General features: G+C 61.5%; 20 protein-coding genes and 1 pseudogene. 9 read left to right on the top strand and 12 right to left on the bottom strand.

What is annotated here, in order from left to right; all coding sequences use genetic code 11:
* The first annotated feature begins 48 nt into the window (after positions 1-48).
* Positions 49-999: a pseudouridine synthase gene (locus LDN75_RS03595; RefSeq protein WP_223937471.1), complete on the top strand. Its 951-nt coding sequence runs from the start codon at positions 49-51 to the stop codon at positions 997-999.
* 89 nt (positions 1,000-1,088) lie between these two features.
* Entirely contained in the window at positions 1,089-1,748 is a 660-nt protein-coding gene (locus LDN75_RS03590) for a hypothetical protein (protein WP_223935815.1), read from the top strand.
* A gap of 31 nt (positions 1,749-1,779) precedes the next feature.
* Here LDN75_RS03590 and LDN75_RS03585 read toward each other — a convergent pair whose 3' ends face one another.
* Positions 1,780-2,274: an Lrp/AsnC family transcriptional regulator gene (locus tag LDN75_RS03585; RefSeq protein WP_223935814.1), complete on the bottom strand. Its 495-nt coding sequence runs from the start codon at positions 2,272-2,274 to the stop codon at positions 1,780-1,782.
* Between the two features lie 101 nt (positions 2,275-2,375).
* Here LDN75_RS03585 and LDN75_RS03580 point away from each other — a divergent pair.
* Positions 2,376-3,602 (top strand): annotated as a pseudogene (locus tag LDN75_RS03580) (amino acid permease); the annotation flags it as partial.
* A gap of 134 nt (positions 3,603-3,736) precedes the next feature.
* Here LDN75_RS03580 and LDN75_RS03575 read toward each other — a convergent pair.
* Positions 3,737-4,276, bottom strand: coding sequence for an O-acetyl-ADP-ribose deacetylase (locus LDN75_RS03575; RefSeq protein WP_223937470.1), 540 nt, complete (start codon positions 4,274-4,276; stop codon positions 3,737-3,739).
* Positions 4,277-4,329: 53 nt separating this feature from the next.
* Between LDN75_RS03575 and LDN75_RS03570 the strand changes: the two genes are divergently transcribed.
* Positions 4,330-4,962, top strand: coding sequence for a DedA family protein (locus LDN75_RS03570; protein ID WP_223935813.1), 633 nt, complete (start codon positions 4,330-4,332; stop codon positions 4,960-4,962).
* Between the two features lie 7 nt (positions 4,963-4,969).
* Here LDN75_RS03570 and LDN75_RS03565 read toward each other — a convergent pair whose 3' ends face one another.
* The 8 genes from LDN75_RS03565 to LDN75_RS03530 form a co-directional block, all read right to left on the bottom strand.
* Entirely contained in the window at positions 4,970-5,275 is a 306-nt protein-coding gene (locus tag LDN75_RS03565) for a hypothetical protein (RefSeq protein WP_223935812.1), read from the bottom strand.
* A gap of 149 nt (positions 5,276-5,424) precedes the next feature.
* Positions 5,425-8,223, bottom strand: a complete 2,799-nt coding sequence (gene ppc / locus LDN75_RS03560; RefSeq protein WP_223935811.1) for a phosphoenolpyruvate carboxylase — start codon at positions 8,221-8,223, stop codon at positions 5,425-5,427.
* Between the two features lie 117 nt (positions 8,224-8,340).
* Positions 8,341-8,652, bottom strand: coding sequence for a hypothetical protein (locus LDN75_RS03555; RefSeq protein ID WP_223935810.1), 312 nt, complete (start codon positions 8,650-8,652; stop codon positions 8,341-8,343).
* Between the two features lie 61 nt (positions 8,653-8,713).
* Positions 8,714-9,847: a hypothetical protein gene (locus LDN75_RS03550; protein WP_223935809.1), complete on the bottom strand. Its 1,134-nt coding sequence runs from the start codon at positions 9,845-9,847 to the stop codon at positions 8,714-8,716.
* A complete protein-coding gene (locus tag LDN75_RS03545) occupies positions 9,844-11,130 on the bottom strand; it encodes a glycosyltransferase family 2 protein (protein WP_223935808.1) in 1,287 nt (428 codons plus the stop codon). Before LDN75_RS03545 ends, LDN75_RS03550 begins: the two co-directional genes overlap by 4 nt.
* Positions 11,118-12,041, bottom strand: a complete 924-nt coding sequence (locus LDN75_RS03540; protein ID WP_223935807.1) for an ATP-grasp domain-containing protein — start codon at positions 12,039-12,041, stop codon at positions 11,118-11,120. The genes LDN75_RS03545 and LDN75_RS03540 overlap by 13 nt, the downstream gene beginning before the upstream one ends.
* A complete protein-coding gene (locus tag LDN75_RS03535) occupies positions 12,041-12,955 on the bottom strand; it encodes a PIG-L deacetylase family protein (RefSeq protein ID WP_223935806.1) in 915 nt (304 codons plus the stop codon). The genes LDN75_RS03540 and LDN75_RS03535 overlap by 1 nt, the downstream gene beginning before the upstream one ends.
* 112 nt (positions 12,956-13,067) lie before the next feature.
* Positions 13,068-14,636, bottom strand: coding sequence for a sigma-70 family RNA polymerase sigma factor (locus LDN75_RS03530; RefSeq protein ID WP_223935805.1), 1,569 nt, complete (start codon positions 14,634-14,636; stop codon positions 13,068-13,070).
* Positions 14,637-14,843: 207 nt separating this feature from the next.
* Here LDN75_RS03530 and LDN75_RS03525 point away from each other — a divergent pair, with 207 nt between their 5' ends.
* From LDN75_RS03525 to LDN75_RS03515, 3 genes are all read left to right on the top strand, one after another.
* On the top strand, positions 14,844-15,539 hold the full coding sequence (locus LDN75_RS03525; protein WP_223935804.1) for a hypothetical protein: 696 nt from the start codon (positions 14,844-14,846) through the stop codon (positions 15,537-15,539).
* 91 nt (positions 15,540-15,630) lie between these two features.
* Entirely contained in the window at positions 15,631-17,058 is a 1,428-nt protein-coding gene (locus LDN75_RS03520) for an Ig-like domain-containing protein (protein ID WP_223935803.1), read from the top strand.
* Positions 17,059-17,245: 187 nt separating this feature from the next.
* A complete protein-coding gene (locus LDN75_RS03515; RefSeq protein ID WP_223935802.1) occupies positions 17,246-18,073 on the top strand; it encodes a DUF1684 domain-containing protein in 828 nt (275 codons plus the stop codon).
* Between the two features lie 27 nt (positions 18,074-18,100).
* Here the strand turns inward: LDN75_RS03515 and LDN75_RS03510 are convergent, their stop codons facing one another.
* Positions 18,101-19,372, bottom strand: a complete 1,272-nt coding sequence (locus tag LDN75_RS03510; RefSeq protein WP_223937469.1) for an acyl-CoA dehydrogenase family protein — start codon at positions 19,370-19,372, stop codon at positions 18,101-18,103.
* A complete protein-coding gene (locus LDN75_RS03505; RefSeq protein WP_223935801.1) occupies positions 19,372-20,193 on the bottom strand; it encodes an SDR family NAD(P)-dependent oxidoreductase in 822 nt (273 codons plus the stop codon). The genes LDN75_RS03510 and LDN75_RS03505 overlap by 1 nt, the downstream gene beginning before the upstream one ends.
* 90 nt (positions 20,194-20,283) lie before the next feature.
* On the opposite strand from LDN75_RS03505, the gene LDN75_RS03500 reads away from it, so the two are divergent.
* Both LDN75_RS03500 and LDN75_RS03495 read left to right on the top strand, forming a co-directional pair.
* Entirely contained in the window at positions 20,284-21,441 is a 1,158-nt protein-coding gene (locus tag LDN75_RS03500) for a glycoside hydrolase family 76 protein (protein ID WP_223935800.1), read from the top strand.
* Positions 21,442-21,630: 189 nt separating this feature from the next.
* Positions 21,631-22,686: an iron ABC transporter substrate-binding protein gene (locus LDN75_RS03495; RefSeq protein ID WP_223935799.1), complete on the top strand. Its 1,056-nt coding sequence runs from the start codon at positions 21,631-21,633 to the stop codon at positions 22,684-22,686.
* Position 22,687: the final 1 nt, after the last annotated feature.

Below are 22,687 nucleotides of genomic sequence, written 5' to 3'. Positions count from 1 at the left end.
CGGGCCCCACAACGGGAGAACCAGAGGCCACAGTAGAATTAACCGGTGATGCAATCCCCCCTTCCCGTGCGCGACGGCGTAAACGCGACCCGCTTGCGCCTCCCGGACGAGGGGCCTTGGGACACCGCGATGGACTACATGATGCACCGCTGGGGACACATCGACCCCCAGGGCATCGAGGACCGTTTCGATGCCGGCGAAATCGTGGGCGAAGGCGGGGTGCGCCTGAACAGGGGCACCAAGCTCGAGGACCACACCTTCATCTGGTACTACCGCACGCTCCCCCCAGAGACCCGCCTGCCCGTGGAAATCAATATCCTCCACCAGGACGAGCACATCCTCGTGGTCGACAAACCGCATTTCCTGCCCACCACGCCGGGGGGCACGTACATCCAAGAGTCCGCGCTTGTCCGTCTGCGTAACCTGCTGAATCTTCCGGACCTCATCCCCATGCACCGCCTCGACCGCATGACGGCCGGTATTTTGCTGCTCTCCACCAACCCGGACACCCGCGGCAGATACCAGGTCCTCTTCGAGAAGCGCCAAGTCCAGAAGGAATACGAATGCGTGTCTGCCGCGACCCCCGCTGCAGGCTATCCCGCCGTCGAATTCCCCGTGGTGGTCCGCAACCGCATGACCAAGTCCCGCAGCTATCTCCTCGCCGAGGTCATCGATGGCGAACCGAATGCGGAAACGCGTATCGAAAGAGTCAGGGCGTTCGACGCCGGTGACCCCACCGACCACACGGCTACTTCTCGACGCGCGCTGTACCGGCTTGAACCTCATACCGGCAAAACTCACCAGCTCCGGGTCCACATGGCCTCGCTCGGTCTGGGTATTGTCAACGACGCCTTTTATCCGGACCTCCTCGACAAAGCCCCGGATGACTACACCAAGCCTCTTCAATTGCTGGCCCGCGGCATCACCTTCGTGGATCCCATCACCAAGGAGCGCGTGGAATACCGCAGCCAGCTGGAGCTCAGCGAAGCACGCGGCTGAGCCCGCTCCGGAGCGTGTTACCGGACGAGGTTCCATCCAACGCAGCGCGGGTCTAGCATGATTCTGCTGGGCAGGATCCGGGAGTTGCGATGGAGCACATCACTGAAATGCCAGGCGACAGGACCGTCTCGGTCTTCGCCTATTCTGCCGCGACTGTCGGCGTGGCCGGGGTACTGACGCTTGGCGCCATGTATGCGGTCGAAGTACCCAAGGGTGGCCCCTACGTTTTCGGGACCATCAACGATGCCACTGGAGCAGCGTTCAATCTCCTGGCCATCCCGGTGATCCTTCAAGTGCACAAACGTCTTCCGGCAACTCCGTGGAATCAGCCGTTGAAATGGATCACGGCCGGCGCCTGCGCTGCGGGGGCAACAAGTTCCGCGCTGCTGGTGTTCAAGATCCTGGCCTTCGAGCCGTCAACGGCAGTATCGGTGGCCGCGATCATCACCCAGGGAGTCTGGTTCCTGGTTGCGAACAACAAGCTCCTGGATGTCGAGGGGTACCCGACCGGACTGGCGCGGCTGGGCCGGTTCATCGGTGGTGCTTTGCTTGTCGGGCTGCCCGTTGCCGGCTTGGGATTCCTGATTCCGGGCCCGGAGTGGCTGCGCTACACCATCATGGGTGCTGGGATCGCTGCTGGTGCTGCGGCGTGGGCCGCCTGGCCCTACTGGTACTACCGCACAGGTAAGTTCCTCCGGCATGGTCACGCCATCGAAGTGCCCCGCGGGGCCACGCCGGAAGCAGCCTAGGCCCGGTCCCCGGGGCGTCAGTTGAAGGGCGTTAGTCCCCCGGTGTCAGGTGATCGAAGACCAAGTTTGTCTGTGTGTTGGCAATGGCGGGATCCGACGCCAAATGCAGGGCAATGAAATCCCGCAATTCCTTGGGCGTCCCGCAGGCTACGTGCATAAGGAAGTCCTGGTCGCCAGCAAGCAGGAAAACGCTCTGGACGTTCGGCAGCGCCCTTAGCCGCTGCCCGATTGCCAACATCTTGTTGCGGGCCTGCGAGTTCACGCGCACGGAGATGAGCGCGTAAACCAGCAACCCCAAGGCCTCCAGATCCACGGATGCGTGGAAGCCCCGGATAATCCCGGCGTCCCGCAACGCACGGACACGGCCCAAGCACGTGGAGGGCGCGATCCCGGCTTTTGCGGCGAGCACGTTGTTGGGGATCCTGGCATCTGCCATGAGTTCCTTGAGGATCAGGCGGTCCGTGTCGTCCAGTCGAACCCGATTCGAATGCTTGTCCAAGGTACGCGTAGAAAGTGAATCCGCCATGAAAAAGCCTCCAGAATATTTGCAATGATTCAGAATCGTTGCTGTCCATCTGATCTCAATTCTATCTTGAAGGGATTTGCAGAATCGACTAGGAGGTCGTTATGGCCAGTTTCGACAAGATCCAAGCGCGTGAGGGCGGGCTCAAACGCCAGCTCACTTCGCGCCAAATGACCATGATCGCGCTGGGCGGTGCCATCGGGACAGGGCTGTTTCTCGGGAGCAAGTTTGCCATCGGTCTGGCGGGCCCCAGCGTCATCATCAGCTACGCGATCGGCGGCTTGATTGCCCTGTTGCTGATGGGAAGCCTGTCAGAGATGACGGTTGCCCACGCTACATCCGGATCGTTTGGAGCCTACGCCGAACACTACGTCAGTCCGCTGGCCGGATTCCTGGTCAAGTACATGTATTGGTCGTGCATCGTCCTTGCAGTGGGAACGGAGGTCACGGCCATTGGCGAATACATGAAGCTGTGGTTCCCGGATGTTCCGGCACTGCTATGGGTCGTCTTCTTCTCGGCGGTGCTGATCGCAGTCAACGCCATGAACGTCAAGGCCTTTGGGACACTCGAATACTGGTTCTCGAGCATCAAAGTGTTCGCAATTGTGGCCTTCATCGTTCTGGGTGCCTACATCGTGTTCGGCAGCCGGAAGGAGGGCACGGGCTTCCAAAACTACGCTGCCGACGGTGGATTCTTCCCCAACGGCTTGTCCGGCACTTGGTTCGCGGTGATCGTATCGATCTTCAGCTATCTCAGTATCGAGATGATCGCTGTGGCGGCTGGCGAGGCAAAGGATCCCGCTACAGCGGTCAAGAAGGCCTTCCGCACCACCATCGCCCGGTTGCTCCTGTTCTACATCGTCACGCTCGCCCTCATTATGGCCATCGCGCCGATGGGCCAGATCCTGGCCGGCGGAAGTCCGTTCGTCACGGTCATGCAAAGCCTCGGCATTCCCTTCGCGGACAGCCTGCTGACGTTTGTGGTGATCATCGCTGCGCTCTCCGCCATGAACAGCCAGTTGTACATCTCCACCCGAATGATCTTCAGCCTCTCACGCAGCGGGGACGCACCGGCCCTGTTCGGAAAGCTGCGCGCCAATGGTTCGCCCGTGAACGCCTTGGTCCTCTCTACCACCGGAATCGCGATCGCCACAATCGTCTATGCGATGTTCCCTGAGACAGCGTTTACGTTCATGATGGCCATTTCCATGTTTGGGGCGATGTTCACCTGGTTCATGATCTTCGTGACGCACTGGTTCTTCCGCCGCAGCGTGAAACGGTCAGGAACGGAACTCACCTTCAAGACCAGGTTCTACCCCGGAGGCACCATCCTTGGCGCCGCACTGATGCTCGCGATCCTGATCAGCACCTTGGCCACTGAGGCTTTCAACATGACCCTGTTCTTCGGCCTGCCGTTCCTGGCGCTCGTGACCGCGATGTTCTTCGTGGTGCGGCGACGCAAACGTCAGGACTCGAACGCAGCGCGGAAGACCGCCGTCGTTTCTTCCGAAAACAGCACGAACTCCACTAACTCCAGCACGCTGGCTGAGGCTGCACTTCCTGACGACGACGGCGAAAACGACCGCACGGCGTCGAACGCTACCTCGGCGACCTGACGCGCGTCCCATCCGTAGATCCCGGCGCTGAGCGCGGGAAAGGCGATTGACCGTGCACCCACCTCCACGGCTGCTCTTAGACTTTCACGGAAACAAGAAGCGAGCAGCTCAGGATCGGTTTGCCCAGCGTGCCGGTTGGGACCCACGGTGTGAATCACCCAGCGCGACGGGAGCCTGAATCCGGGAGTCACGACGGCGGCGCCAACCGGCAGCCCGTCCGGAAGTTTGGTGCGGCGGACCTCGCGACAGGCTTCAAGCAGTTCGGGCCCGGCGGCCCTGTGGATTGCGCCGTCCACTCCCCCTCCACCGAGCAGGGCCGAGTTGGCGGCGTTGACGATCGCATCGACGTCGCGCGTGGTGATGTCCCCGTGCATGATTTCGATCTGCATTGCGCCAGTCTCCCGCCGAGCGGCCACGGCGGCAAGTGCGGTACCTTGTGCCAATGGACTTCATCGCCCCCGAGACGTGGGGATCCGCAATTTACTTGTGGATCGTTCCCATCGTGCTCGGCGATGCCATTTTCCCGCCGATCCCGTCCGAAATGGTGGTCATCACCGGCGGAGCGCTGGCGGCCGACGGCCACGCCAATTTCTGGCTCATCCTCCTCCTCGCAGCCTTCGCGTCCTGGCTCGGAGACATGGCAGTCTACGTGCTGTTCAAGCGGCGGGTGAGCCATGTACTGGATCGCTGGGGATGGGGCCGGAAAGTCCACCGTGGAATCCACGAGGCTATCGCCAAGGCCGGCCGATCCTCCACGTACGGCGCCATTATCGGCGCCCGGTTCGTCCCTGGCGGCAGGCTCGCAACCTCGTCCGCAGCTGGAATCGCCAACGTCTCCGCCCGCGGCTTCAGCCTCTGCGCCGGATTGGGCGCAGTGCTGTGGGCGGTGTGGCAGGTGGGCCTGGGCTACTTCACGGGCTCCGCAACCAAACTGCCGTTCTGGGCCAGCTCACTGATTGGAGTGGGGGTCGGCTTGGTCATCGGCGTGGTGGTCGGATTGATCGTCACACGGCGGCGCGGGAGCCGCTCCCCAGTTGATGAACCGTTCGACGGAGACGTGCCCCAGCCGGAGTGACGCCTGCCTAGATCGGCGCCCAGCGTCCGCGGCTGCGGCGCAACACGTAAAGGCTCCCTGTCAGCGCAACGCGTTCGACGGCGTCGCGCATCATGGCCGCCGACGTCCGGGCTTCGTCGTTCTCACCGATGTAGTCCCGCGCATCCACCATGAAACGGAGGCTAAGCTGCGGGACGCCGCCCACGATATCGAGCTGGTTCGACTCGACATGATGGCGGGTTTCCAACGCCTCGATGGCCGCCGCCATGACCGACTCGGGAGGGTTGCCAGGCTTGAGGCCAGTGATCTTCAACTTGGTCTGGAACGACGGCATCCAACAACCCTAACGCTCATGCGAAGGTGCCTTAAGCCGAAACGCTCCCCCGCCCCATCGACAGTTCATTGGGGTGAGAGAGCGATCCGAAAAAACCGGCAGGATGTGAGAGAGCGATCCGTCAGAAGCGGCAGGATGTGAGAGAACGTCTAGCCTGTGTTGCGCAGGCCGGCGGCCACTCCGTTGACGGTGATCAGCATGGCGCGCTGGAGCCGCTCATCGATCTCCGCACCGGATACCGATTCCTCGCGGACGCGTCGGAGCAGCTCCACCTGGAGGTAGCTGATGGGATCCAGATACTGGTCACGGATTTCCAGGGACCGCTTCAGCGTGGGCTGGGCGTCCAGAAGTTCAATCTCTCCAGTGAGGCGTTCGATTTCCGCCACGGTGAGCTCATACTCGTCCCGGATCATGTGGAACAGGCGGTGCAATTCCTCCGGGACCAACGAGGAAACGTAGTGCCCCGCGATTTCCATGTCGGTCTTGGCCAAGGTCATTTCGACGTTGGAAATCACCGAACGGAAGAAGTGCCAGCGGTCCATCATTTCCATCAGCTGATCGGCGTCACCGGCTTCGCGTGCTGCCTTCAGGCCAGAGCCTACGCCAAACCAACCGGGAACGATCTGGCGGGACTGCGTCCAACCGAACACCCACGGGATCGCACGGAGGCCGCCCAGTCCTGCTCCGGAATCGGGCCGCTTGGAGGGGCGTGATCCGATGTTCAAGGAACCCAGCTGCTCCACAGGTGTGGACGCCAGGAAATAGGCCGGAAGATCGGCGTCGTCGATCAAAGCCCGGTAGCGTGCAAAGGCGGCATCGGAAATTGTTTCCATGACGTTCGCGTAGCGCTCGCGCTCGTCTTCGGAGGTACGCGGAGTCCGGTGCAAGGCAGAACCCTGCATGACAGCTGCCAGGGAAAGCTCAAGGTTCTCGCGGGCAAGCTCGGGGAGCGAGTACTTGTCCGAGATGACCTCGCCCTGCTCGGTGAACTTAATTTCGCCCTCAAGGACACCATTGGGCTGGGCCATGATGGCGTCGTACGTCGGACCACCGCCACGGCCCACGGAGCCGCCGCGGCCATGGAACAAGCGGACCCTGACGCCGTGCTTGGCAGCCACGTCGCGCAGCTTCCGCTGGGTCTTGTGGATCTCCCACTGGCTGGTCATGACGCCGGACTCCTTGTTGGAATCGGAGTACCCGAGCATGATTTCCTGGACGTCCCCGCGGAGACGGACGAGCTCACGGTAGGACGGATCGGAGAGCAACTGATCCACAATCTCAGCGGATGCGCGCAGTTCCTCCACGGTTTCCAACAGTGGGGCAAAGCCGATCTTGGCGTGCGGCTTGGCACCGAAGAGGTCAATCAAACCAGCCTCGCGTGCCAGAACAGCGGCGGCCAGGACGTCATCGGCACCGCGCGTCATGGAGATGATGTAAGTTTCCACAACATCCGGACCGTAAGTGTGCAAAGCCTGGCGGATGCTTCGGAAGACATCGTACGTGCCGTCAGCTGTGCCTTCGAGCTTGATCGGGTGGCCCGAGAGCGGGCGGCGGGATGCCAGCTCGGCACCGAGGAATTCCAAACGTTCTTCGCGGGTCAGGGAACTGTACGGTTTCTCGGTACCGAGACGGTCCACGAGCTGTCCGACGGCGTCGTGGTGGTAATCCGCATGTTCACGGATGTCCAGGGTTGCCAAATGAAGGCCGAAGGCTGCGATCGCACGGCGAACACGGGCCAACGCGCCATCGGCAACAAGGCCTGCAGCGTGGTTCCGGAGCGACTCTTCGAGCAAGCCGAACTCGGCCAGCAGCTCCGTTGTCGTGGCGTAGTCCCTGCCGGGCTCATGGTACGTCGAGGAAGAAACGCGGCGGCCAGTGTTGATGAGTTTGGCTTTGATACACGTGAGCTTGAGTCGATAAGGCTCTTGGGCATTTAGCTCCAGGATGCGCTTGTCCAAACCAGGGAGGTTCTTGAGGTCCACATCGATCGAATCCAACAGCTCCTGGTCAGCCCCGAACAAGGCAGTGGAGTTGGACAGGACCGAAATCAGCTCGTCGATCAACGCAATACTGATCCGCACAGCGTTCTGGTTCTGCAGCTGCAGAATTTCGCGCGTAACGGCCGCAGTGACGTTGGGGTTTCCATCGCGGTCGCCACCGATCCACGAACCGAAACGCAGCGGCGCGCTGCCAGCGGGCAGAACCACGCCGTGCTCGGCCAGGAGTTCGGAAAGGTCCGTCAGCATTTCCGGCATGGCATCGGTGAGGATGCTGTTCAGGTAGTAGATCGCATTACGCGCTTCATCCACCGGTGTTGGCCGGACCTGGCGGAGCTCGTCGGTCTGCCACATTTGGTCGATGATTTCCGAAAGCTGGCGATCCTGGCGGCGTCGGGCAGACGTTCCCTCTTCAGTGGGCTGGGCCAATACGTCGGAAAGTTTGCGGACCTTGTCCAGTACTGAGCGACGGGAGGCTTCCGTGGGGTGCGCCGTAAAAATGGGCCGAACATCAAGTTCGTTCACCACGTCCTGAAGGACCTGCGGGCCGGCCTGGCCCGCGATCTCCGTGACAGCCTTCGCCAGCCAGCCGTCCTTTTCCTGCCGGGTCCGCAGCCCACGGACGCGATGGACCTGTTCGGCCGCATTGCTGAGGTGGAAATAGAACGCGAAGGCACGAACCAAGTCCGTCGCCTGGTCCAGAGGCAGGGACGCGAGCAACTCGCGGACCTGGGCAACGACGTCGTGCGCGCTCCAAGGGCCGGTGGCGTCGGCGCCGCCCCGCGCGGCCTCTTTGGATTCCTTGGTCAGCAAGCGGACCTGCTCCACGAGCTGCAGCAATTCCGGGCCGTGTTGTCGTACCAGGGACTCACCCAACAGGGTGGAAACGCGGCGCACATCGGCCCGCAGTTCTGCAGCGAGATCGGTGTCTTGATGGGCAGTGTGAACCATTGATACTTACCTTCGGGATCTGGTTTGGCTCGTACACTGCGCTGGATACTGTGAGCCGGATTACTAATGTTTCCTACGGGATCTTACCTGTACAGGAGTCCACTGCGGGAATACGTGTCAGATTTTGGCGTCACCGGAGTGCTGCTTAGCAGCTTTGCTCGTCGACGGCGGCAGGACCACCTTCCCGGCGAAAAGCCCGGCCTCTGCGGTGCCAGGGCCGGCTACCAATTTCTCGTGCCTTCGCTGCCGCATTTCCTCGCGGGCTGCCGCCGCCTCCATTTTGGTCGGCGCACCTGTGGCTGGCTCGATCGTGGAGAGGACACTCCCGAGCGTGCCCGTTGCCCCCTTCGCGGAAACACCTTTCTGCACCATCCGCGTGCCAGCCCAAACCGACCCAACAATGAGTGCCAGGCTTACTACTGCCGCCATCACGGATTCCATGCCCATGCGCTCAGGGTACGCCTCGGGATGAGCACCGGACATCCCGTAATTACCGTGCCCAGGCTTTCCGCAAGACCTCCCAATGCCCGGCGCCCATGAGGCTTGCGGGTGTCACGGACACGGATGTGGCACCGCCCCGAACAGCATCATCCAAGGCGGTTTTGAACCTTTCATCGGAGATCGTGCCGTCATCGGACCAAAGCCCGATAGACAATGACATGCGGGAGCCTGCGCGGCGGGTCAGGGCTTCAGCGAGGTCCTTCGTCTGCGGCGAGCGCTCGGCATTGAGTCCTACGTACTCCCAAACGTGGAGCCGATCGAGCTGCTTGAGCAAGAGGTCGTAGTCATGGCCGCTGTCAGCACGGTCCGCCGATGGTGAATCCCGCGGCGAGCGCACGTCCATCTCCAACCGGACACTATATGGTTCGACGGCGGCCCTCACCTTGCGCACGATGTCAGCCATGGCTTCGCTCCGCCATGTGCTGATCCGGGCATCCGACTGGTCGATCCCGCCTTCATGGTTCCTGGGCCAGTCATTTTCCCCGGTAGTGGCTTTGAAGTCATCAAAGTCTTCGCTGCCAAAAGTGAAATCGTCGAACATCAATTCCGTAAGGTTCACCGCTGTGGGCCGGTACTTCTTCGCGACGGCGGCTGCCAAGGAAGCCAAGCGAACACCGGCCCTGCCATGCCGCAGGGACGACACACTGGCAAAGGCTTTGGACGGCTCGCCAGCAGTATTTCGTCCTGCCAGGGAGGGGTCGTCACTCAGCGCACGGTCCAAAAGGACATCGATCGTGAGGATCACATCACGTTCCATACCGCTTTTCGCCACCCCCAATGCTGAGATCGACTCCCCCACGAAGTCCCGGCCAGTGCGGGAAACCTCATAAGAGGTCGCATTGGTTTGGCCGGACCAGGGAAAGGCCGTCCAATCTGTGCGTCCCACGGAGATCGATACGGCAGTGGCGTCTACAGCATCCAATCGTTCCGCCAAGTCCACAAGGTGTGAGCGGTCCTCGTTGACGACGTCCTCGAAGCCAAGATTTACCATGCGGTCCTCGGGACGAGCCTGCGGGTCCCCTGCGCACGCAGTGATACCCGTCAATGCAACACCAAGGAGAACCGAGCCCACCAGGGCAGCACTGAGCCTGGCAACCAAGAGCGTGGGTCCAAAAGCCTTCATACCCCTGCCTCGTAGCGGGGGCCGGCCTCTGTGGCAGTTACGGAGATGACGCCGGTCCGTTGCAACTTGTTCCACAAGGCAGGGCTGCCGCGGATCTCCTTGATGATTGCACTGGCTAAGGCCAGGCCAACGAATACCGAATACAGGGGCCACAGGGGCAGCGTCCACAGAAAGCGAAGGTCCTTCCAGGACCGGTTGAGTCCGATGGAGAAGACGATCAGCGCCAGGGACACGAACAACCCCAACCAACCAAGAATGGCGAGGACTTCACCTGGTACGGGACCCGAACCGGCAAGATAGAGGAATGGCAACACCGCCAAAATGGCAAGTTGCAGCACTGGGATCACCACCATGGTGATGGCGTTGAACAACAGGAACATGCCAAACAGCCCGTAACGCCGCCGCCCAAGCATTCCCATATGCATCCGGAGCGTCTGCAGCAAGCCCCGGGACCACCGAACCCGCTGCCGCCACAATCCGCCCATCGTTGACGGCGACTCGGCATAAACCAGGGCCGAGGGCTGGAACCTAACCCTGTAGCCAGCCTTATAGACACGCCACGTAAGCTCAAGATCCTCGCCGAGTGTGTCCTCGTGGAAACCGCCAACCTGCTGGACCACGTCGCGGCGGAAGGCACCTATGTTTCCCGAGACGATAGGCAGGCAATGCAAGAGGGACAAGGCCCGGCGGACCAGGCCTGTCCCGACGTGGCTTAGGACAGCAAGCATCATGGTCTGAACCCGATTCAGGTTAACCGGCCGGTCGTCGCCGCACACCGCTCCCACTTTGGTGTGATCAAAGCCATCGAGCATGCGCATCAGAGTGTCGGGTGCGAAAATTCCGTCGGCATCAACGAACATCAGGATGTCGCCGTGGGAGGCAGCGATACCGTAGTTAAGCGCAGCTCCCTTCCCCGCGTTGGCTTGTGAGAGAAAACGGACCCGATCATATTGATCTGCAAGCCCGGCCATGATGCTGGCGGTGGAATCAGTGGAGCCGTCGTCCACCAGAATCACTTCCAGGCGTAGATAACGGCTGGCCAGAATCGACTCGACGCAGCTGGTGATCACCACGGCCTCGTTGTAGCCAGGCACGATCACAGACACCAGGGGCCGATCAGTAATGATGGAATAGCGATGCTTGGCAGAGTTGGAACGGTAAAGCCGGTTGAAATACAAAGCCAGTGGAACATAGACGATTTTGACCACGCCGAAGCTGAGAATCAGGACTCCTCCAACCTGGACAAACGCCAGTGCAGCATCAAGAGGTGTCACGCATGCCATCCGGTCAATCGACCGCCGACGTATCGTCTGAGGACACTCTCCAGGAGTTCGGGGGCGAACGCACTGTTTGCACCAAACCTCGCGTTGATTTCCAGTACCACTGGGCGTCCGCCCTGCAAGCGGCGTACATCGATGTCGATCGGTCCTGTCAAGCCGAGTGCGGCCACGGCTGAATCAGCCAATTGCGCCACGTCCGCACTCTCAGCCCCCTCTATCCTCCTGACAGACAGGGCATTACCGACCCGCCCCTCTTTGAGTTCCGTCTTCTCCAGCACCACCACAATGTCGTCCTGACCCGACTCAGGGCTATGGCGGAGGACCACGGGTGCATACTCCGTACCTGGTGCGAACCGTTGCACAATCCACGAATCGTCCAAGGAAGACCAGACGTGCGCGGCGTTCCGGCCGCCGTCGACAGTTCTTTCCAAAACCTGGACCCCGCGTCCGCCGCGGGAAATCCTTGGCTTGACCACCAGCGATCCCCCGAGCCGGGCCATTGCCTGGTTGACAGAGGTGAAATCGCTCGACAACCCGAAGTCGGGGACAGCGACGCCAGCGTTTGCAAGGCACCTCATGGTGAGGAATTTGTCATTCGCGATTCGAACGGGAGCGGGGTCGGCAATGAGGACTTCGGCACCAGGAGCGAAGCCATGCCGGCCTTCCGAAACGAGGACCAGTTCATCGCTAACCGTGGGTACCACGAGCTCGATTCCATGGGTGCCCACCAGTCCCCCCAGTTCCTGCAGGTAGCCAGGAGAACTGGAGGCCGATACCAATGAGACCGTATCCGCCACAGAAGCATGGACCGGCCGCATATCAACGCCCAGAACCCAATGTCCCAGTTCCCTTAGCTGGCGCGCCAATGAGGAGCCAGCCGGTCCGCCAACGCCTGTCACGAGTACCCGAACCATCAGAACTCCCCTACGGCGGAGCCGAGCAATCGAACTGGCTCGAAGCCCTCTGCATACGTGGTTTTCACTTGCGAGCCCCTGAACGCTGCGAGGCTGCGCACTCTTTCTGCACTCATATATGGCTTGCCTTTTTGGTTCCGGTGCATGGCGACGGCGTGAATCTTCACGTCCACGTAGCCGGCGATATCCACGAAGACGCTGGGGTCGAACTGCCGCGTGGATGAAGGACTCTCGAAGCACAGGATGGAGGAATGCTGGCGGGCTGCCCGCATGGTGGCACTGTGTACGGCCTGATGGTCCTGGTGGTAGTCGTTACGGGAATGGGTAATGACAACGTCAGGTCGAAATTCCTCCATGAAGGCCTCAATCGCCTGGACCATTTCATCCCCGTGCTCCGCCAGGCTGGTATCCGTAAAGTCGTGGACCTGCACCTCGGATGCGCCCATGAAGTCCGAGCCTGATGCAGCTTCGGTCACACGGACGGAGCTGTCTCCTCCCTTTCCGCCGGAGCTCATCACCATGGTTCGGACTTCATGGCCGGCGTCGGCCAATTTGGCGAGAGTGGCACCGCAAGCCAATTCGAGGTCGTCTGGGTGCGCTCCAATAGCCAGCACCCTCCGAGGCTGCGAAGCCACCCCATGGTGAATCCGGAAAGCGGGCGCGACGAGAAAGCCCACAATCAACCCTGCTCCCGCGAGCAGGCCTACAATCTCAAGCCACGGGCGGTACGTCGGCCCGATTGCGTATCCCACCAGTGACAGCAGCAACATGGTGCCCAAACTTGTCACGGCCCATCGGAGGCCGTGCGGCGAGCTGAACCTGCGAACGAACCATTTTTGACCGATCGGGACCAAAGCCCAAACCGCCGTCAAGGCGCCCAGCAAGCCAGCAACGGCCAACAACGTTGCTTTCATAATTCCCCTAAATTGCACAGATAAATGTGCGGCTCCCGCCTCCGGGCCACCGCCGCTTGGTTAGTGGCCGGTGCAATAGCTTCGTGACGCTGTCTTTCGCAGGGAATCGTGATCAGTAGTTGTGGACAAACTCACCCGTTTCAAGACCGCTTCCACTCAAGGAATATGTGAGGACACCTGCGCCCTTTTGACGCTTGGACTGGGCGGAAACTTCAAAATGGAGATCGCCTGGCCGGGCCGAACCCGTGATGCATGTGACGTTTGTTTGCCCCTCCATGGAGCACGACCACCCCTCCGGAGCAAGCAGCGAACTCTCCTGGATCCGAGCATCCATTTCCACCGAGAACACGGCTTTGGCCGGTCCTAAGGACTGTGAGTCACGGATCCCAAAGTCCACCTCCATCGCCGTCATGCCGGAGCCATGGTCCTTTGGTATCCGCACCGAGGCTGTCACTGCCACAAGCGACGCCGGAAGTGCTGTCGCGGCTGGTGTGACCGGGATATGCGAGGGAGTAAGCTGTTGCGCCGACGGCTGGGATTCCGCCGGCGCGGCGACCGGTGGTTCGGGCGCAGCGTTCGACGGCGGCGGCTCAACCGCCGTCGGCGACACGGGCAATGGCGGACTCGGTTTCGATGTCGGGGTCGGGGCAGGGGTCGGGGGCAGGGTCCCGACGAAAGACTCCTGACGGGAGGAGGTTGTCTCAACGGCCAACTGCTCCATTGGAGCATCCGGTGTCAGGCGACCAACGATTCCAACCGCCCCCAGAACCAGGCCCAAGCCTGCTACTGCAACCATGGCCATCACCGCTGGTTGCCCAATGGCTGGCACCGCAATGGCTGCCTTGATGGGCACCAGCCCTCCCAAAACACCCAGTCCGGCACCCTTACCGGTCAGGGTCGCGAGGGATATGCCGGTCACCAGCGGGAGAAGCACGGCCCTCATGGTTCCTTGGACGTCCTTCAGCTCGGCGAGTGCACCGGTGCACCTGGAGCAACCGTTGAGGTGATGACGCATCTTGCGTTCAGCCACCCTCGAAAGTCCCCCGCGAATGAAAGTGCCGAGTTTTGAAGCGAATCCGGCGCAGCCGCTGTCCAGTTCTTCCGCGACGTGGGCCTGGAGGTATTGCCTCCTCAAACCTTCCCGCGCGCGGAGCGCAAGGGCTGAGACAGCATTGGCGGAGAGACCCAGGAGTGGTGCCACAGCAGCCGGCTTCATTCGTTCCACGTCCAGATACCAAAGCACCGCCTGCCACCGTTCCGGGAGGGCACGGAATGCCTTTGCCACCGTATGCGATTCGAAGGCTTTCAGTACTGCATCGGGATCCGCCAGCGTGCGGTCAAGGACGGCGTCGTCCCCGCTGGGCAGCGCCCTGCCCGCCTTCCGGTTCCGATGATGTGACAGCCGGGTAACCGTGGACAGCAGATAAGCCCTGAAGAAGTTGTCTGGACCCCGGCCGGCAACCAGGCTCTGCAACACGGCTTGGAAAGCCTCGGCCACAATATCCTCGGCATCACTTGGATTGTCCACGTTGCGACGGGCCACGGTGGACGCGACGGACACATGGCGTTCATACAATTCGTCGAATGCGGACATGTCACCGCCACGCACCAACCCGATAAGATGCCCGTCGCTCTCAACGCCCGCGCTTGAAGCGTTGTCAGTACCTGTCCCGGATGCCATCTATGGCACCCCCACAACGTATAAAATCGTGCCCATATATAGGCAGTGGGCATCAACCGCAAGTCATGACGCGATTTTGTACACAGTCTTTACCAAAGAGAACCTCCTGCCGTTTCGTCATGATTCCTTGTCCCGACGCACTAGTCGGATATGACATCGTTCCGGACAAAATCAGTGGCTGAGTGTACATTTTCCCGACACCTGTTGATGCGCAGATGGCAGACCACCAGCTATGAAAATGGTTGGCGGTTCCGGGCCGATTGGTTCCTGCCAGAGGTCCGGACGGTGGTAACTTCCCTGGCTACGCGGGCCAGTGTCCCAGCTCCATCGGCAAGGTCCTTGGGCGCTGCGCGAGCCCGGAACGGCGTCGGCATCAGTGAAACCATGACGGACTTCCGCGCCCTCTTCCTTGCCGCAGACCAGAACATGGACATCGAGGCTCTCCAATCCTTGGCTGAAGGTTGGGCAGAAGCCGCCGAATCCGCACCCCCGATTTCGTGCACGGATGTTTATACGGGATTAGCCACACAAGCCTATTTCCAGCGACGCATCCACGAACTCTCCATTTTTGGGCCGGCATGCGCCCACCCCTATGCCCTTGCAATCCTGTCGCTGCCCCAACCCCGTGAGAGCCGCAGCCATCGCTGGACCCTGCTGGCGCGACTTGGAGAAATTGTTCAAAGCGAGTTACACGGAACGGGGGCTACGGCCATGTACCAGAACTCTGCAGTCCACGTGCTGTTACCCCTCTCAGAGAACAACGTTGCACGCCTCATGGAGTGCAGGACAGCCATGGAAAGGCTGGGCGAAGGAGCGCTGGGACCGGCGCGCATACAGTTCTTCCCGTTGGCAAGTGCCCCCTCCGAACCAGCACCGCAGGAGCACATTCCCGAAGCAATATGAGTGACGCCTGTTGGTGCCGTCACGAACAGCGTAGAGCCGCCACTCACCATGCGACGAGACACGCTTCCGGATTCGAAGGACCATCCAACAAATGAAGAATCAGCTCCATCTAAAGTCCGCCTCCCTGGTGGCTGCACTACTGGCTGTTGTCATGACAGCCTTGGGACTCGCTTGGTCGGCAGCGCCAGCCAACGCTGCCGTCATCCCGGGCGCAGTGGTAACCATCAGCACGGATTCAGTGGTTACAGACCAGTGGGACCAAGTAGATCTGGCCTGTCAGTGGTCCGTCCCGGATAACTCGCAACCCGGCGATACCTTCAATCTCCAACTGCCAGAACAGCTTCGCTGGTTTGGCGCGGCGTCGTTTGATCTCGACAACGCCGACGGCGAAACGGTCGCCAAAGCCGCAGCGAACGACGCCGGACAAGTGGTGTTCACGTTGACCGCCTTCGTGGCGACCCATCCCAATGATGTGGGTGGGACGTGCAACTTCACCACTCAATACGCTGCGCAGCCAGGCACCGGCGGAACTACGGAACTGACTTTCACTGTGGGCTCCACGGTGGTCCGCGTGCCCGTGGTTGTCGACGGTCCGTGCACCAAGGACTGCGACCCCGCTCCTCCGACTTCGGCAGGCAAATCAATGTGGTGGGCCGACGCCGCACAAACTGAACTTGAATCCATCTTCTACATGCCTCCCATGCCTTCAGAATCAAACGATGTCGTTGTGACGGACACTCCCGCCGCTGGCATGGAGATCGATTGCAGCCACATAACTCCACGGGTGGGCAAGGTTGTCAGCAGTTCCGGGAACATCATTGATCCAATGGACAACGAGCAATACCCGGCCAGTGTCGACTGCAGTCCCCAGGAAGCAACGGTCCGCTGGACTGACCTGCCCAAGGGTGAACGAGTGGAGCTGTTCGTCGTCACTAAAGTGACCGACAAGAAGCAGGACGTCTACAACAACAGCGGAACCGTCACCATTGCAGGCGAGGAGACTCCCGTCAGTGCCGAGACCCGGCGGACCCGCGCTGACGGAACGGGCGACGGAACAGCAAGCCCAACACCCACACCCACCCCAAGCACCACCACCGCAACACCCACACCCACCCCAAGCACCACCACCGCAACACCCACACCCACACCCAGCCCCACCACCGCAACACCCACACCCACACCCAGCCCCACCACCGCAACACCCACACCCACACCCAGCCCCACCACCGCAACACCCACACCCACACCCACCCCAAGCACCACCACCCCAACACCCACCCCAAGCACCACCCCCGCAACACCCACACCCACCCCAAGCACCGCCAGCCCTAGCGCAACCACCGCGCCGCCTATAGCGACTGGCGAGCCCACTCAGCCCGCAGAAGTTGCCGTGCCAGAACCCCTGGCTTCCACTGGCGCTCAAAGCCCGGTGTTCATCTTCGCAGCCGCCGCGCTGTTGGCTCTGGGATCGTTGCTCGCTTTCCTGGGTGCCCGGCGTTCGGCAGGTCGACAGCACTGACCAACCGACCGATGGGCCGTGCACGGGGTGCACGGCCCATCGTTGCCCCCAACGCCCGTCTCCCCAAACGCCCGCTTCGGGGACGCCCGCTCCCCCGAATGCCCGCTTCCGGGAATGCACAGCGGCAGCGCATAGTTGAGGAGATTGCAACGCCGCCAACCGTGGCTCACATCAGCCGAGGAGAACCATGAGCTCGCCCACCACTGCAACAGACGCCCAGCTTGCCCGTTGGGAGCGGTTCCGCACGGCCCGGAATGCAGCACTGGCCACGGACCATGGCTGGCTGACCCTGACGTCCTTTCAATGGCTTGAGACGGAGCCTTCGGAAGTCGAATTTGTCCCCGGGCTGTGGTCTTCGGACGGCACGACTGCAACCCTTACGGCCACCATCGAGGACGGCCTGACTTTCGTTGAGACGGGCGACAGGGTTGATGGCACAGTGACCGCAAACCTGCAGGATGAAGAGTCCCTGATGTGGGTGCAGTTCGGTGGCCACGACGGCAAGCAGGTGGTGGTGGAACTTGCGATGCGGGCGGACAAGTACGCCATCCGGACCCGTGATGCGGGTTCGCCCGTTTTTACGGATTTCGCCGGGGTCCCCATCTACGACTACAACCCGGAATGGGTGATCCAAGGCCGCTTCGAGCCCTATGACGAGCCCGTGGATGTACCCATCGGAACGGCCAACCCCTTGGTGGACGGCATCCATCGTTCGGTCGGAGAGGTGGTGTTCCGGGTTCCTGGCGTTCCCCATGAGGTTCGCCTCCACGCCGAGGAAGAGAAACTCGGTGCCTTGAATGTGACCTTCCACGATGAGACCAACGGCGACACCACGGATGAATGGCGGAAGGTTTTCATCCCCCGCCCCCGGCCTGATGGATCCGTGGTCATCGACTTCAACCGCGCCATCAATTACCCCAGCGCCTTTACTCCATATGGCACCTGCCCGATGCCCGTGCGCGGAAATTCCATCGATGTCCGCGTTGAGGCTGGCGAAAAGATCCCTCAGGAGTAAGCGACGCAGAGCCAGGGCAGTGGCCGGCTAGACGATAGCAGAGACCCCCGTTACTGCACGGCCCACGATCAGTGAGTTGATCTCGTATGAGCCCTCATAGGTGAAGATGGCCTCGGCGTCGGCGAAGATCTTCGCGATTTTGTAGTCGGTGACGATGCCGTTTCCGCCCAGGATGGAGCGTCCCAAGGCCACGGTTTCACGCATCCTTGCACTGCAATAGGCCTTTGCGAGAGCCACCTGGGCCATGTCGGCGCCGCCATGGCGGGCGCCCTGCGCGTCGCGGGAAATGTCCTCCTGCAATTGGGCGATCCGCACCATCATCCCCATGCTTGCCACGGCGTTACCGAGCATGTCCACCAGGTGCTGCTGGATCAGCTGGAACCTGGCGAGGGGTTTACCGAACTGCATCCGCTCCACGGCATACTGCCGGGCAATATCGAAGGCCGCCAATTGTTGGCCGACCGCCTGCCAGGCGACCATGATCCGTGAGCCACGCAGGAGGTGGTTGGTATCCGCGAAACTGCTGATGCCGGCGAAACGGTCCGCTTCCGCCACGTGGACGTTTTCGAAAAGAATATCGGCGTTCTGCACAGTCCGCAGCGCGATCTTGTTCTCGATCCGGCTCCGGGTGATGCCCGGCAAGGAGGCGTCCACGATGAATGCCCGGACAGCGCCGTCGCTTTCGTCCTTGGCCCACACCAGCATGTAGTCGCAGAACGTCCCATTGCCGATCCAGCGTTTGGCGCCGTTGATCACCCAGTAGTCACCGCCGTCGGACTCCGCTCTTTCCACGCGCCGGGCTGTTGTCTGCATGCCGCCCGCGACGTCGGACCCATGCTCTGGTTCGGTGAGCGCGAAGGCGCCTGTGGTGCGGAGGTTCGAGGCGTCGTCGAGGTATTTGTCCTGCTGGGCGTCGCTGCCAAAGTCGTAGAGCGACTCAACGAAGAGATCGTGGTGGACCATGAAGAACGTCGCGATGGAGGTGTCCACGCGCGTCATCTCGGCTATGACCAATCCGGCGAACAAGTGTGTGTAACCACGCTGCGCCGGGGCGCTGAGCCGGAGTGCCGCCAGCTTGGGCAGGATGTGTTCCGGGAACTCGGCCTTGTCCCACCACTGCCCTGCATAGGGGGCAATCTCGGAGGCAAGGAAGGAGCGGAGCTCGTTGAGCTTTCGCTGTTCCTGGACGCTCAGGAGTGATTCAAAGTCGAAGAAATCAGCCGTAGGCAGGTCAGCCACAGACGCTGGTACTTGACCCACCAATCCCGCGGGAATCGGGGCGCCGCTGTAGTCGCCCATCATTTGAGGCCCATGCGGATGGCGCCGTCCAGCCGGATCGTCTCGCCGTTCAGCATGGCATTTTCGACGATGTGTGCTGCAAGGTTGGCGTATTCGGCCGCGCGGCCCAGCCGGGCGGGGTGGGGTACCTGCTGCCCGAGGGATTCCTGCGCCGCTTGTGGCAATCCGGCCATCATGGGGGTTTCGAAGATGCCGGGTGCAATGGTGTCAACGCGGATCAGGGAGCGGGCGAACTCGCGGGCCAGGGGCAAGGTCATCGCCGCAACAGCGCCTTTTGATGCGGCATATGCTGGCTGGCCGATCTGGCCCTCGAAGGCGGCGACGGACGCCGTGTTGATAATGACTCCGCGCTCGGGTCCGCCCAATTCCGTGGAAACCGGCTCGCTTTCCACCATGGCCGCTGCTGCCAGGCGGATGACATTGAAAGTTCCAACGAGATTGATCTGGATGACTTTGTTGAACGTCTCGAGCGGGAGGACACCGTCGCGGCCCAGGACCTTGCCTGGCGTGGCGACGCCGGCACAGTTGACCACAATGCGCAGGGTTCCCAGTGAAGCTGCGGCGTCGACGGCGGCCTGTACTTGGGCCTCATTCGTTACGTCTGCAGGGACAAAGACGGCGCGTGGACCCGAGTGCCCGCTGGCAGAACCAGCCGCATCCGAGCCAGCAGAGTTCAGCTCCGCCGCGAAACCCTCCCCGGCAGATTGCGGCAGGTCCACCAGCACCACCGACGCTCCGCCGTCGAACAAGCGCTTGGCGGTTGCCGCGCCCAAGCCTGACGCCCCGCCGGTGACCAGCGCAACCGTGCCGTTGATGTCCATCCATCCTCCTTGATGCAGACTCAAATCCGTTAATGCATGTTAACTGGAATTGTGATCCAACGCACCCCGGCCGCCCGATAGGCTGATTCCATGCCCACCGAAAGCACCCCCGCCGGCCAGCAACAACCTGCCACAGAGGCGGCCGTCTGGGCGATGCGGGCAGATGAAGCAGCACGGTCTGTGACGCGCGCTTTCGGCCGGCGGCTGTTCTTCCTTCCGGGGACGCACATCGGCATCGTCTGCATCCCCTCGCGGGGCTTCCGCAGCGTTTTTGGCCCGTGGCACTACTGGTGGCAGGCGCACTACGTGGACTGCCTGGTGGACACCGGCCGCCGCGAACTCGCTACCCGGACAAAGTTCGACGGCGACTCCCGCCCGAGCGCGGGACGGCTCGCTTCCCGGCTTGTCACCACCATCCGGCTCCGGAACTTCTTCAGGTTCGTCAATGACTACTACGACGATATGGCGTGGCTGGCACTGTCCACCCTCCGGTTGGAACAACTGGCCAAGGAGACACGGAAGCCAGGACGGCGCCGAAATGCCTACGTCCAGAAAAGCCTCACCCTGCAATTCGATTCGGCTTCCACGGACGATCTGGGCGGCGGAACGTTCTGGAGCACCAAGCGGGATTTCAAGAACACTCCCGCAACGGCGCCGGCGGCGCTCTACTTCGCAAGAACAGATCACCGCGAGCGGGCTCAAGCGTTGGTGAACTGGCTGAACAGCAAGCTGCTGCACCCGCAACGCGGCCTTTACCTGGACGGCCTACGCATACGGAATGGGGAAATCGTCCTTGAGGATGCGGTCTACACCTACAACCAAGGGCCGATCCTGGGCGCGCTACTGGAGCTTGGCGGAGAGGAGAACCTGGACCGCGCCGCCCAATTGGTGGAAGCCATTGCGAGGGAGCTCACCGTACCCGGCACGCAGGTAATCCACGGGGATGGAACCGGGGACGGCGGACTCTTCACAGGCATCCTGATCCGCTACCTGGCCCTCGCGGCCAAGGATCAGCGTCTGCCGGAAGCCACCCGCGAAACAGCTGAGGTCCTGGTAGTCAGCACAGCCAAGGCCTTCTGGGATGGCCGCTGGAAGGCCGACGGTGACCCCCAAAGACCAAGCGTCGTTTTCTCCCCCAGCCCACTGCGTCCGGCCACTGAGACGTATCCGACGGGGACCGTCGTCGAGCTTTCCACCCAACTGCAAGCGTGGATGGCGCTGGAAGCCGCAGCGACACTGGCGACCTAGGCCTGCACAATTACGGCACGCAACAGTTCCGTAATTCTTGTGATCCTTATCACATAAGGGCCCCAAGCTTTGGAAGCATAGGTTTGCCTAACCTACGCTTTTCTCAGCGGGCTCTCCAAACCTTCCCGCTCACACGGACCAAGCCCCAAACTTGGCACTCGGTGTCTTTGTTCGCAGAAAGAAGCCTTCATGAAGCTCTCCAAAAACGCGCTGGCGGGAATTGCCCTGCTCGCCTCCGCCGCCCTTGGCCTCACCGCCTGTGGATCCAACGCCGGCGCCCCCGCCGCCTCCGGGTCGCCATCAGACGCTGCCTCTGGCGAAGGCATCACGGTGTACAACGCGCAGCACGAGAGCCTGACCAAGGAATGGGTGGATTCCTTCACCAAGGAAACCGGCATCAAAGTCACCATGCGCCAGGGCTCGGACACCGAACTGTCCAACCAGATCGTCCAGGAGGGTGCTGCTTCGCCGGCAGACGTCTTCCTCACGGAGAACTCCCCCGCAATGGCGCAGGTGGAGAACGCCGGACTCTTTGCCGACGTAGACAAAGCCACGTTGGACCAGGTCCCCGCCGAATTCCGTCCGTCCACGGGCAAGTGGACCGGCATCGCGGCCCGCTCCACCGTCCTGGTGTACGACAAGAACAAGATCAGCGAAGACAAGCTGCCCAAGTCCATGCTTGACTTGGCGAACCCTGAGTGGAAGGGCAAGTGGGCCGCTTCACCGTCGGGTGCTGACTTCCAGGCGATCGTCGCAGCCCTGCTCGAACTCAAGGGTGAAGCCGTCACCGAAGAATGGCTCAAGGGCATGAAGGAAAACTTCAAGGCCTACAAGGGCAACAGCACGGCCATGAAGGCCGTCAACGCCGGTGAAGTGGACGCCGCTCTGATCTACCACTATTACTACTATGGCGATCAAGCCAAGACCGGCGAGAACTCCAAGAACGTCACGCCATACTTCTTCAAGAACCAGGATCCGGGCGCGTTCCTGTCCGTCTCCGGCGGCGGCGTCCTGAAGTCCTCCAAGAAGGCAGCGGACGCCCAGGCGTTCCTGAAGTTCATTACTGGCAAGAAGGGCCAGGAAGTCCTCAAGACCGGTACCTCGTTCGAGTACGCCATCGCCTCGCAGGTGGACGCCAATGACAAGCTTGTCCCGATCAAGGACCTGCAGGCGCCCACCGTTGACCCGGCCAAGCTGAACTCCACCAAGGTCACCGATCTGATGACCAAGGCAGGACTCCTGTAAT

The sequence above is a fragment of the Arthrobacter sp. StoSoilB5 genome (assembly GCF_019977235.1).
Lineage (GTDB): Bacteria > Actinomycetota > Actinomycetes > Actinomycetales > Micrococcaceae > Arthrobacter.
Note: the sequence above shows the minus strand (reverse complement) of the source record. Positions and strands in the feature narration are given on the sequence as shown.